Source organism: Pseudomonas sp. VA159-2 (assembly GCF_024126635.1).
Taxonomy (GTDB): Bacteria; Pseudomonadota; Gammaproteobacteria; order Pseudomonadales; family Pseudomonadaceae; genus Aquipseudomonas; species Aquipseudomonas muyukensis.
In genome coordinates, this window is sequence record NZ_JAMYBV010000004.1 from 258363 (window position 1) to 270424 (window position 12062).

A 12062-nucleotide genomic window follows, 5' to 3' on the forward strand; every position below is an offset into this window, starting at 1 on the left:
CCGGCTATCTCAAGCTCGGATCGCGTCTGCCAGCTCGACCAACGCCTGCCGCCAGCCGGCAGCCTTGGGCAACGCCAGGAAAAACGGATTGAGCAACGACTCCCGCGCCGGATACCGGAACGACGATCCATCCAGCCCGATCACCTCGCCCCCGGCCCCTTCCAGCACGCCCTGGGCAGCCGCCGTATCCCACTGCGAAGTCGGCGCCAACCGCGGATAACAGTCGGCACTGCCTTCGGCCAGCAGGCAGAACTTCAGCGAACTGCCGATATTGGCCAACTCCAGCTCACCCACCGCACCACTCAATCCGGCCAGCAGGGTCTCCTGCTGCGCGCTGGTATGCCGGCGGCTGGCGACGACGGTAAACTTCGTCCCCTGCGCCGGCGCGTTGCGTACCTGGATCGGCTGCGCGGCGCCATCACGCTCCACACGCCAAGCCCCCAGGGCGCGGCCGCCGTAGTAACAGCGGCCATTGGTCGGCATGGCCACCACGCCAAACACCACTTCGCCGCGCTCGATCAGCGCGATGTTGACGGTGAATTCCTCGCTGCCGGCGATGAACTCCTTGGTACCGTCCAGCGGATCGACCAGCCACCAGCGTTGCCAGCTTTCACGGGTCGCCAGCGGGATGTCGCAGTCTTCTTCGGACAGCACAGGGATCTCGGGCGCCAACGCCAGCAGTCCATCGGCAATCACCCGGTGCGCCGCCAGGTCGGCGGCGGTCACCGGCGAGTCGTCGGCCTTGTTGCTCACCGCCACGTCGGCGCGCCAGAACGGCAGGATCGCCTCGCCCGCGCGCAAGGCAAGTTGCACCACGCCCTGCATCAATTGCCGGTCGCTCATACGCTCAGCGCCCCACGCTGGATCAGCAGGTCACGGGCCAGGTACAGCGCGGCCAGCGCCCGGCCCTCGGTGAACTGCGGGTGCATGGCCAGGGCCGACAGTTCGCGCAGGTTGACCTTGTCGACCCGCATCGGCTCGGGCTCGTCGCCCTCCAGGCGCTCTTCGTACAGGTCGGTGGCCAGCACCACCTGGATCTTCTGGCTCATGTAGCCGGGCGACAGCGACAGTTCGGTCAGGTGCTCCAGCTGGCGCGCGCCAAACCCGGCCTCTTCCTTGAGCTCGCGGTCGGCGGCGGCCAGCACGTCTTCGCCCGGCTCGATCAGGCCCTTGGGCAGGGACAGCTCGTATTCGTCGGTGCCGCCGCAGTACTCCTCGACCAGTACCGCATGCTCGGCGTCGAGCATGGCCACGACCATCACCGCGCCGTAGCCATTGCCACGCCCGACCAGGCGCTCGTAGGTGCGCTCGGCGCCGTTGGCGAAGCGCAACTGCACGGCTTCGACACGGAACAGGCGGCTGCTGGCGACAATCTCGCGATTGAGGACGGTGGGTTTCTGGCGCATGGGGCGGCTCCTTGGCGTGAACGGGTTACTATACCGTGGCTTGCCGACTGATCGAGAGTTTCCCATGCCCGTTCTTCCCTGGTCTGCCATCGATACCGTCCTGCTGGACATGGACGGCACCCTGCTCGACCTGCACTACGACAACCGCTTCTGGCTGGAGCACCTGCCCCAGCGCTATGCCGAGCTGCATGGCGTGAGCCGGGCCATGGCCGAAATGGAGCTGCAACCGCTGTTCGAGCGCCACGCCGGCACGCTCAACTGGTACTGCCTGGATTTCTGGAGCCGCGAGCTGCGCCTGCCGATTCGCGCACTCAAGCAGGAGATCGCCGAGTTGATCGCGCTCAAGCCCGACGCCGACACCTTCTTGGCCGCCGTTCGTCAGGCAGGCAAGCGCGTGGTGATGATCACCAATGCGCACCGCGACTCGCTGTCGCTGAAACTGGAGCGGGTGGAGTTGGCGCCGTATTTCGAACGGCTGATCAGCTCCCATGACTACGGCTACCCAAAGGAGAGCCCGCAGTTCTGGGACGCGTTGCAGGCGGACATCGGCTTCGACCCGGCGCGCAGCCTGTTCATCGACGACACCCTGGCGATCCTGCGCAGTGCCCGGCAGTTTGGCGTCGGGCATCTGCTGGCGGTGCGCCAGCCGGATAGCCGGGCGGAACCTCGTGACACCCAGGAGTTTGCGGCGCTGGAGAATTATCGGGATTTGTTGACGGGGCTGTAGGCCCTATCGCGGGGCAGGCCCGCGCCCACGAGTGCCTCGGCGTGGGAGCGGGCTTGCCCCGCGCTGACGTCAGTCGGGAATACGCAATACCTGCCCCGGATAGATCTTATTTGGGTCCTTCAGCATGGGCTTGTTCGCCTCGAAGATCTTGTTGTACTTGTTGGCGTCGCCATAGACCCGCTTGGAAATCGCACTGAGGGTGTCGCCCTTCTCGACCTCGACGAACCGCGCCGCCTGAGCCACCGGCCCGGTAACGGTGATCTGGTCGTCCACCGAGGCCACGCCGGCGATGTTGCCCGCGGCCAGGATGATTTTCTCCTTCTCTTCCTGGCTGCTCACCTCCCCCTTGAGGATCACCTTGTCGCCCTCTACAGTGGCGGAGATGTTCGGGTTGCCCAGGCCAACGTCCTGGACGTGCTTCTTCAACTGCTCCTCGGCCTTGGCATTACCTGGTGTCAGCAGGTCGATCAACTTCTCGCCGGCTTCCTTCACGAAACTGAACAGGCTCATGTGGCGCTCCTTGATGATGAATCCATGGAAGCAGCAGTCTAGGCCAGGATCGCCCAACCCGCCGCCCTGCGGCTGATCGACGCGCTCTATCACGGGATAGACGCTAGCGATTAGACGCCCTCGGCCCAGAGGCCTAGGCTGGTGGGGTCAAACTGCCAGCCGGTATTCACCCCGATGAACAGCAAGCCACCGGTCTGCGCGGCGTCCACGCCCCTCGCCCTGCCCGCCGCCAGCAACACCTACGACTACGCCCAACTGTCCGACGCGAGTCGCGACAGCACCCCGCTGGCCGAGGAAGTCGCCCTGGCCATCGTCTACAACGGCCTCAACCAGGCGGTGATGCTGGTCAGCCCCACCGACCTGGAAGACTTCGCCGTGGGCTTCAGCGTCGGCAGCGGCATCGTCGCCAGCACCGATGAAATCTACGACGTGAAGCTCTCCGGCAGCGGCTCGGCGTTGTACGCCGACCTGGAGATCTCCAGCCGCGCGTTCTGGAACCTCAAGGACCAGCGTCGCCAGCTGGCCGGCACCAGCGGCTGCGGCCTGTGCGGTGTCGAAGCCCTGGAGCAGGCGCTGCCCGAACTCAACGTGCTGCCCGGGGCGCCGCTGCCGCCAGCACACTGGCTCAAGGACCTGCGCCAGCGCATCGATGCCTTCCAGCCCCTCGGCCAGCATTGCGGCGCGGTGCACGCGGCGCTGTTCATGGACCGCGACGGCCAGCTGCTGCTGGGCCGCGAGGACATCGGCCGGCACAACGCCCTGGACAAGCTGATCGGCGCCCTGCTGCGCCAGCGCATCGACAGCGAAGGTGGGCTGGCCATCGTCACCAGCCGCTGCAGCCTGGAGCTGATCCAGAAAGTCCTGCGCGCCGGCATCCAGACCCTGGTCAGCCTCTCGGCCCCCACCGGCCTTGCCCTGCAATGGGCGCGCAAGCACAACCTCAACCTCATCCACCTGCCCAAACACAGCGCACCGCGGGTCTTCAGCCCAGCGGCGGAGTAGCAACAGCCGTGACCTCGTACGAAAAACTGCCCGACAACGCCCCCGCCGCCTCCCCCCGCTACCAACCCTACCCCGGCCCCGCCGGCGGCTGGGGCGCACTGCGCAGCGTGGCCAAGGCCTGGGTCGGCAGCGACAATGCCCTGAAGAACATCCGCGCCCTGCTCAAGACCAACCAGAACGGCGGCTTCGACTGCCCCGGCTGCGCCTGGGGCGACTCGCCCGAGAGCGGCATGGTCAAGTTCTGCGAAAACGGCGCCAAGGCGGTCAACTGGGAAGCCACCAAGCGCCGCGTCGACGCGGCGTTCTTCGCCCGCTACAGCGTCAGCGCGCTGCTCACGCAGAGCGACTACTGGCTCGAGTACCAGGGCCGGCTGACCGAGCCGATGGTCTACGACCCGCTCAGCGACCGCTACCAGCCGATCGAATGGGACGCGGCCTTCGCCCTGATCGCCCGTCACCTGAACGACCTGACCAGCCCCGACCAGGCCGAGTTCTACACCTCGGGCCGGGCCAGCAACGAGGCGGCCTACCTCTACCAGCTGTTCGTGCGCGCCTACGGCACCAACAACTTCCCGGACTGCTCGAACATGTGCCACGAGGCCAGCGGCGTGGCCTTGGGCCAGAGCGTCGGCGTGGGCAAGGGCACCGTCACCTACGATGACTTCGAACACGCCGATGCGATCTTCGTCTGGGGCCAGAACCCCGGCACCAACCACCCGCGCATGCTCGACCCGCTGCGCGACGCGGTGAAGCGCGGCGCCCAGGTGGTCTGCGTCAACCCGCTCAAGGAACGCGGCCTGGAGCGCTTCCAGCACCCGCAGAACCCGCTGGAGATGCTGACCAACAGCGACCGCCCGACCAACACGGCCTTCTTCCGCCCGGCCCTGGGTGGCGACATGGCGCTGCTGCGCGGCATGGCCAAGTTCCTCCTGCAGTGGGAACGCGAAGCACAGGCCAAGGGCGAGCCGGCGATCTTCGACCATGCCTTCATCGCCGAACATGGCCATGGCGTGGCGCAGTACCTGGCGGTGGTCGACGCCACGTCCTGGGAGCAGATCCAGGCGCAATCGGGCCTGACCCTGGCCGACATCGAGCTGTCGGCGCGCATGTACTGCAAGGGCAAGCGGGTGATCATGTGCTGGGCCATGGGCATCACCCAGCACCGCCATTCGGTGCCGACCATCCAGGAAATCGTCAACCTCATGCTGCTGCGCGGCAACCTCGGCGTGGCGGGTGCCGGCCTGTGCCCGGTACGGGGCCACAGCAACGTGCAAGGCGACCGCACCATGGGCATCAACGAGCGCCCACCGGTGGCGCTGCTCGATGCCTTGGAACAGCGCTTCGGCTTTGCCGTGCCCCGCCACAACGGCCACAACACGGTCGAGGCGATCCACGCCATGCTCGAAGGCCGGTCCAAGGTGTTCATCGGCCTGGGCGGCAACTTCGCCCAGGCCACCCCGGACACCGAGCGCACCGCCCAGGCCTTGCGCAACTGCGAGCTGACCGTGCACATCAGCACCAAGCTCAACCGCAGCCACCTGGTGCACGGCAAGCAGGCACTGATCCTGCCGTGCCTGGGCCGCACCGATATCGACCTGCAGGGCGAAGGGCCGCAGGCGGTGACGGTGGAAGACTCGTTCAGCATGGTCCATGCCTCCAACGGCCAGCTCAAGCCGCTGTCCCGGCAGATGCGCTCGGAGCCTGCGGTGGTCGCCGGTATCGCCGCCGCCACCCTGGGCAAGCAGCCGGTGGACTGGCATTGGCTGGTGGCCGACTACGACCGCATCCGCGAGCTGATCGCCGACACCATCCCAGGTTTCGCCGACTTCAATCAGCGCCTGCGCCTGCCCGGTGGTTTCTACCTGGGCAACAGCGCCGGCAGCCGCCAGTGGAAGACCGCCAGCGGCCGCGCCAACTTCAAGGCCAACCTGCTGCCCGACAGCCTGCTCGACGAACGCGTGCGCGCCAGCGGCCAGGTGCCGGACCTGATCCTGCAGTCGATGCGCTCCCACGACCAGTACAACACCACCATCTACGGCATGGACGACCGCTACCGCGGCGTGCGTGGCCAGCGCGACGTGCTGTTCGTCAACGAGGCCGACATCGTGCGCCTGGGCTTCCAGCCGGGGCAGAAGGTCGACATCGTCTCGCTGTGGGGGGATGCCCATGTGCGCCGGGTGCATGGCTTCACCTTGCTGGCGTTCGATATTCCGGCGGGGCAGGCAGCGGCCTACTACCCGGAGGTGAACCCGCTGGTGCCGCTGGAGAGCATCGGCGATGGCAGCCACACGCCGACCTCGAAGTTCATCGCCATCAAGCTGGAGCGGGCGCGGGACGACGGGCGGATTGTCTGATCCGTGCTCCAGACGCACGGCCCTGTAGGAGCGGCCTTGTGTCGCGATGGGGCGCGCAGCGGCCCCGGCCATCTACGCGGCGCAGCTGAAATAGGCGGCGCAGCCGAAACTAAGTGACGCAGCCGAAACTACGCGGCGCAGCTGAAATCTAGGGCCGCTGCGCGCCCCATCGCGACACAAGGCCGCTCCTACAAGGGCCCGCCAAGCCACGCTGAACGCCACCCACAAAAAAGCCCTGGTCCGCATCGGCTCAGGGCTTTGTCATAAATACCTCTGACCGCCGAAAATCGAGAAAGTTTCATACATAATTCAATAAGTTAGAGAATTGTGTACAACTCGTGCTACTCGTCGGATTTCCATTGCAAGCCCATTCGCCGAGCCTCACATTCCGCCTCGTCATCCCCTTGAGGCTCTCTTGATGAAGAAGTACTCCTCGATTCTGTTGTTGTCTTTCAGCTTGCTCAGCGGCGTTGCCATGGCAGGCGGCACCACCGAGGCCGGCATTGGCGGCGCATTGGGTGGGGTACTGGGCTCCGTGGTGGGCAACTCCATCGGTGGTAGCACCGGCGGCGCCATTGGTGCCGGCCTGGGCGGCGCAGCCGGCGGGGCCCTGGGCGCGGACAAGCGCCAGCGTGGCGAAGCCGCCATCGGTGGCGCCCTGGGTGCGGCCGGCGGCAACGTGGTCGGTCGCTCCATGGGCGGCACCACCGGTAGCTATATCGGTGCCGCGGCTGGCGGTGGCGCCGGTGGCGCACTGGGTAACTACATGGGCAACAAGGCCGACGAAGACGAGCGCCATGAACGCCGCTACCGTCGCGGCTACGACGACCGCCGCTACTATGACCGTGGCCACCACTACGGGCACCGCAAGCACAAGCGCCACTGGCGCGACTGATCGCCAGCCTTACGCCTGGTACCTAAGGCCCTGCCCTCACCGGCGGGGCCTTTTCGTTGCTGCCTGCGCCAGGGGATTAAGGGCCACCCCGATATGGAGGCTACTAGCCACTAGTTATCATCCGCCCTTCAAACCATGCACAGGACGCAGGGAATGCGCGTGATCGTCACCGATCCGATCTGTTCGGCCCAGGCCAGGGATACCTGACCGATGCCTGGCCGCCGCCCGCCCCTGCTCAGCGAAGCCGGTTTTGCGAACATTCGCCAGCGGGTCGAGCAAGCCACCGGCGTGCACCTGGCCGATGACCGCCGCACCGGCGTGGCCGCCCGCCTGCACCAGCGGCTCAAGGCCCTGCGGCTGACGCAGTTCGAGCAGTACCTGGCAGTGCTCGACAGCCCCGCAGGCCCAGGCGAGCTCGAGCACCTGCTGCGCCTGCTGGTTGCCCGCGACAGTTACTTCTTCCGTGAACATCGCCACTTCGAATGCCTGGCCCACTGGCTGGCCACGCTGGAACATCCGCCGCGCCTGTGGAGCGCCGCCTGTGCCAGCGGCGAAGAGGCCTGGAGCCTGGCCATGGTCGCCGCGCAAAGCTCGCGGCTGCCGGGCTGGCAGGTGCTGGCCAGCGACTTCGACCCTCAGTTGCTGGCACGCGCCGCCACCGGCATCTACGACATCGCCCAGGCCCGCTACTTCCCCGAAGGCTGGCTGGCCCGCCATTGTCTGTGCGGGGTCGGCGAGACGGCGGGGCGCCTGCGCATCGCGTCTTCGCTGCGCGAGCGCGTGCGCTTCGAGGCGATCAACCTGATCCGCACCCTGCCGGCTGACCTTGGCAGCTTCGATGCCATCCTGTTGCGCAACCTGCTGGCGAACCTGGCGCCGCCGTACAAGGCCAAGCTGCTGCCGCGCCTGCTGGAGCACCTGCGCCCGGGCGGGCTGCTGATCATCAGCCATAGCGAGAGCATCCACGGGCTGGACCTGCCGCTGCGGCCACTGCTGCCGTCGGTGTTCGAGCGCCTATGATCAGAGGTACTGCCGCGCCGCCCGGCAGACAAGGACTGATCGCGCACCCGCGCGGCAGTGCGCTTTGGGATCGCGCCAGCCTGCCGCCCCCCTTCCCTTGCGAAACAGGCCTTTATCCATGCCCTGCCGAATCCTCCTTGCCGATCAATCGCCACTCTTTCGCGCCGGGCTGCGTGCCCTGCTCGAGCAGAAGAAAGACTTCGTCGTGGTGGGCGATACCGGCGATGCCATGGCCGCCGTGAGCCTGGCCGAAAAGCTCAAGCCCGACATCGTGGTGCTCGACATGAGTGGCGAACTGGACAGCCAGCAGGCCTTGCAGGAACTGTTCATCCGTGTGCCCGGCAGCCGGGTCCTGATGTTCTCGGCGCGTTCGGAGCTGGACCACGTGATGAACTGCCTGCAACTGGGCGCCCACGGTTTCCTGTTGAAGAACGCGCCGGTGGTCGAGCTCGAACAGGCCCTGCAGACCTTGCGTGGCGGTGGCCAGTACCTGTGCTCGGCAGTACTGCCGATGGTCATAGGCCAGGCCCTCAAGCACAGCCGCAAGCGCACCAACGCCCAGGCCCCGGCTCAGCCGTTGACCACCCGCCAGCTGGAGATCCTGCGCCTGATCGCCCGCGGCGAGACCACCCGTTCCATCGCCGACGGCCTGGGCCTGAGCATCAAGACCGTCGAGGCCCACCGCTCGCAGATCATGCACCGCCTGCAGATCCACGATGTGCCCGGGCTGGTGTTGTTCGCCGTGCGCGAAGGGATCATCCGCCTCAACGATTGAGCGACAGCCCGGCGAGGGTCAGTTGCAAGGCCTCGGGCAGCACTGCCGGCCGCCCCGAGGCACGCTCGATGAACACCTGCACCAGGATGCCCGCCGCGCAGGCCTCGGCCTCGCCGGGGCGGAACAGCGCCAGGCGGAACTCCACCGTGCTGCCCGCCAGGCGCGTCACCCCCAGGCCCACCTCGAGCACGTCCGGGAAGCCCGGCAAGGCGAAGAAGTCGGCCGCCGAGCTGACCACGAAAGCGGCCAGCTCGCCGTCGCGCAGGTCCAGCTCGGCCTGCTCGACGAGGAAGGCCTGGATGGCGGTTTCGAAGAAACCGTGCACGGTGGAGCCGGCAAGATGGCCGTTGAGGTCGTTGTCCTGCGGGCGGGTGAGGATGGGGTGGAAGTGGGAAAAGGCGTCGCGTTGCGGCGATTCGGTCATGGCAACATCCTGGGCTGTCTTCGACATGTCGTGGCAGCTTCCCACACTGCGCCGCAAACGCCTATCACCCTGTAGGCGCCGGCGTTGCCGGCGCCTTCGCCGCCCAGGTCATCCTCAGGCTCAGATATCCGCCACCTTCTGCCATACCTTCGGCCGGAAGAACAACGTCTCGCCCCGCGCCAGCCCGGTCAGGCTGTCGTGGTCCTTGACCACTTCGGCCTCGATCAGCTCGCTCTGCCCTTCCACCTTCAGGGTCACCCGGGTGGTCGCGCCCAGCGGGCGGATATCACGCACTTCGGCGGCATGGTGCCCCTCGGTTTCATGGCGCGACAGCGACACCTCGTGCGGGCGGAACAGCACATGCTGCCCCTCGGCCAGCGCCAGGCGGTTGGAGTCGCCGAGGAAGTGGTAGACGAAGTCATTGGCCGGCTGCTCGTACACCTCGCCCGGCGAGCCGATCTGCTCGATCACGCCCTTGTTCATCACCACGATGCGGTCGGCGACTTCCATGGCTTCTTCCTGGTCGTGGGTGACGAACACCGAGGTCAGATTGATGTCCTCGTGCAGACGCGCCAGCCAGCGACGCAGCTCCTTGCGCACCTTGGCATCCAGCGCGCCGAACGGTTCGTCGAGCAGCAGCACCTTGGGCTCCACCGCCAGTGCGCGGGCCAGGGCGATACGCTGGCGCTGGCCGCCGGACAATTGCTCGGGGTAGCGGTCGGACAGCCAGTCGAGCTGGACCATGTTCAGCAGCTCATGGACCTTGTCGGCGATCTTGCTTTCGCTCGGGCGCTCGCCCTTGGGCTTCATGCGCAGGCCGAAGGCGACGTTGTCGAACACGCTCATGTGGCGGAACAGCGCATAGTGCTGGAACACGAAACCGACGTTGCGATCGCGCACGTCGTGGCCGGAGACATCCTCGCCATGGAACACGATGCTGCCGTTATCCGGGGTCTCGAGCCCGGCGATGATCCGCAGCAGGGTGGTCTTGCCGCAGCCGGACGGGCCGAGCAAGGCCACCAGTTCGCCGCTGTGGATATCCAGGTTGATGTTGTCCAGGGCCTGGAAGCTGTTGAAGCGCTTGCTGACGTTACGTACTTCGATCGACATGAATCATTCCTCCGCGGCGCTGTGGCGCAGGCGGTTAATACGGTTCTCGCTCCACTGCTTGAGCAGCAGGATGAAGAGCGCCAGGATCAGCAACAGGCTGGCCACGCTGAAGGCCGCGACATGGTTGTACTCGTTGTAGAGGATCTCCACGTGCAGCGGCAAGGTGTTGGTGACGCCGCGAATGTGCCCGGACACCACCGACACCGCGCCGAACTCGCCCATGGCCCGGGCGGTGCACAGCACCACGCCGTAGATCAGGCCCCACTTGATGTTCGGCAGGGTCACGTGCCAGAACATCTGCCAGCCGTTGGCGCCGAGCAGGCGCGCGGCTTCCTCCTCCTGGGTGCCCTGCTCCTGCATCAGCGGGATCAGTTCACGGGCCACGAACGGCACGGTAACGAAGATGGTCGCCAGGACGATGCCCGGCAGGGCGAAGACGATCTGGATGTCGTGGTCCTGCAACCACGGGCCGAACAGGCCCTGGGCGCCGAACATCAGCACGTAGACCAGGCCGGCGATCACCGGCGACACCGAGAACGGCAGGTCGATCAGGGTCACCAGCAGGCTCTTGCCGCGGAAGCTGTACTTGCTCACGCACCAGGCGGCGGATACCCCGAACACCAGGTTCAGCGGCACCGAGATGGCCACCGCCAGCAAGGTCAGCTTCAGCGCAGAGAGCGCGTCGGGCTCGAAGATCGCCTCGAAGAAGGTGCCGAAGCCGTTCTTCAGCGCCTGCGACACCACGATCACCAGCGGCAGCGCCAGGAACAGCGCGAAGACGATCCAGCCCAGGGTGATCAGCACACGGCGCGAGGTGGCGCTGCCACGCCGGGCGGCGTTGGCGGCGGCGGTCGCGCCAAGGGAAGACGAAGACATTACCGGGCCTCCTTCAAGGGGTTTCGATGCGCCGCTGCAACAGGTTGATCAGCAGCAGCAGGATGAAGGAAACCACCAGCATCAGCACGCCGATGGCGGTGGCGCCGGTGTAGTCGTACTGGTCGAGCTTGACCATGATCAGCAGCGGCAGGATCTCGGTCTTCATCGGCATGTTGCCGGCGATGAAGATCACCGAGCCGTACTCGCCGACACCCCGGGCGAAGGCCAGGGCGAAGCCGGTGAGCCAGGCGGGCAGCAAGGCCGGGGCGAGGATGTGGCGGAACACCTGCAACGGTTTCGCGCCCAGGCAGGCGGCGGCTTCCTCGACTTCCCGCGGGATGTCCGCCAGCACCGGCTGCACCGTGCGCACCACGAACGGCAGGGTGACGAAGGTCAGCGCCAGGGTGATGCCCAGCGGCGTGTAGGCGATCTTGAAACCCAGGTCGGTGGCGAACTGGCCGACCCAGCCCGACGGGGCATACAGGGCGGTCAAGGCAATACCGGCGACGGCGGTGGGCAGGGCGAACGGCAGGTCGATCATGGCGTCGATGACCTTGCGCCCGGGGAAGGTATAGCGCACCAGCACCCAGGCCAGCAGGGTGCCGATCACACCGTTGATGATGGCGGCGAACAGGGCGGTGCCGAAACTCAGTTGCAACGCGGCGATGACCCGCGGCGCGCTGACGATGTTCCAGAACTGCCCCCAGGTGAGCTGCGAGGCATGAATGAACATGGCCGCCAGCGGTATCAGCACGATCAGGCTGAGATACACCAAGGTGTAGCCCAGTGTCAGCCCGAAGCCGGGTATGACGGGGGAAATGCGACGTGACATAAAGGTCCCTGGTTGAACGCACGAAGCCCGGGAGCGCTCCCGGGCCGGTGCAGGCTTCTGAATCCTGGGGCTGCTGCGCAGCCCTTTCGCGACACAAGGCCGCTCCTACAAGAATCCACGATCCCCTGTAG

General features: G+C 66.5%; 13 protein-coding genes. 6 read left to right on the forward strand and 7 right to left on the reverse strand.

Going from position 1 to position 12062, the window contains the following annotated elements:
- Window positions 1-9 precede the first annotated feature (9 nt).
- Window positions 10-843 (reverse strand): 3'(2'),5'-bisphosphate nucleotidase CysQ, encoded by an 834-nt coding sequence (gene cysQ, locus NJG22_RS06290; RefSeq protein WP_253093255.1) that lies wholly within the window; start codon window positions 841-843, stop codon window positions 10-12.
- Entirely contained in the window at window positions 840-1406 is a 567-nt protein-coding gene (gene nudE, locus NJG22_RS06295) for an ADP compounds hydrolase NudE (protein WP_253093256.1), read from the reverse strand. Before nudE ends, cysQ begins: the two co-directional genes overlap by 4 nt.
- Window positions 1407-1470: 64 nt before the next feature.
- Between nudE and yrfG the strand changes: the two genes are divergently transcribed.
- Window positions 1471-2133, forward strand: a complete 663-nt coding sequence (gene yrfG, locus NJG22_RS06300) for a GMP/IMP nucleotidase (RefSeq protein ID WP_253093257.1) — start codon at window positions 1471-1473, stop codon at window positions 2131-2133.
- A gap of 69 nt (window positions 2134-2202) precedes the next feature.
- Here yrfG and lysM read toward each other — a convergent pair whose 3' ends face one another.
- Window positions 2203-2643: a peptidoglycan-binding protein LysM gene (gene lysM / locus NJG22_RS06305; RefSeq protein WP_253093258.1), complete on the reverse strand. Its 441-nt coding sequence runs from the start codon at window positions 2641-2643 to the stop codon at window positions 2203-2205.
- A gap of 174 nt (window positions 2644-2817) precedes the next feature.
- Between lysM and fdhD the strand changes: the two genes are divergently transcribed.
- The 5 genes from fdhD (at window position 2818) to NJG22_RS06330 (ending at window position 8689) form a co-directional block, all read left to right on the forward strand.
- A complete protein-coding gene (gene fdhD, locus NJG22_RS06310) occupies window positions 2818-3645 on the forward strand; it encodes a formate dehydrogenase accessory sulfurtransferase FdhD (RefSeq protein WP_217851150.1) in 828 nt (275 codons plus the stop codon).
- Window positions 3646-3653: 8 nt separating this feature from the next.
- Window positions 3654-5999, forward strand: coding sequence for an FdhF/YdeP family oxidoreductase (locus NJG22_RS06315; protein ID WP_253093259.1), 2346 nt, complete (start codon window positions 3654-3656; stop codon window positions 5997-5999).
- A 418-nt stretch (window positions 6000-6417) separates the two neighbouring features.
- On the forward strand, window positions 6418-6894 hold the full coding sequence (locus NJG22_RS06320; RefSeq protein ID WP_253093260.1) for a YMGG-like glycine zipper-containing protein: 477 nt from the start codon (window positions 6418-6420) through the stop codon (window positions 6892-6894).
- Between the two features lie 210 nt (window positions 6895-7104).
- On the forward strand, window positions 7105-7914 hold the full coding sequence (locus NJG22_RS06325; protein ID WP_253093261.1) for a CheR family methyltransferase: 810 nt from the start codon (window positions 7105-7107) through the stop codon (window positions 7912-7914).
- A gap of 118 nt (window positions 7915-8032) precedes the next feature.
- Window positions 8033-8689, forward strand: a complete 657-nt coding sequence (locus tag NJG22_RS06330) for a response regulator transcription factor (RefSeq protein ID WP_253093262.1) — start codon at window positions 8033-8035, stop codon at window positions 8687-8689.
- On the opposite strand, the gene NJG22_RS06335 is transcribed toward NJG22_RS06330, so the two are convergent.
- From NJG22_RS06335 to cysT, 4 genes are all read right to left on the reverse strand, one after another.
- The gene (locus tag NJG22_RS06335; protein ID WP_253093263.1) at window positions 8679-9113 is read right to left on the reverse strand and encodes a thioesterase family protein; all 435 of its coding nucleotides are present in this window, start codon (window positions 9111-9113) and stop codon (window positions 8679-8681) included. The two genes, NJG22_RS06330 and NJG22_RS06335, sit on opposite strands and share 11 nt — an antisense overlap.
- A gap of 120 nt (window positions 9114-9233) precedes the next feature.
- The gene (locus NJG22_RS06340) at window positions 9234-10223 is read right to left on the reverse strand and encodes a sulfate ABC transporter ATP-binding protein (protein WP_253093264.1); all 990 of its coding nucleotides are present in this window, start codon (window positions 10221-10223) and stop codon (window positions 9234-9236) included.
- Between the two features lie 3 nt (window positions 10224-10226).
- Window positions 10227-11099 carry a sulfate ABC transporter permease subunit CysW gene (gene cysW / locus NJG22_RS06345; protein WP_253093265.1) on the reverse strand — a complete coding sequence of 291 codons (873 nt, stop codon included), beginning with the start codon at window positions 11097-11099 and terminating at the stop codon, window positions 10227-10229.
- A gap of 13 nt (window positions 11100-11112) precedes the next feature.
- Window positions 11113-11931: a sulfate ABC transporter permease subunit CysT gene (gene cysT, locus NJG22_RS06350; RefSeq protein WP_253093266.1), complete on the reverse strand. Its 819-nt coding sequence runs from the start codon at window positions 11929-11931 to the stop codon at window positions 11113-11115.
- Window positions 11932-12062: the final 131 nt, after the last annotated feature.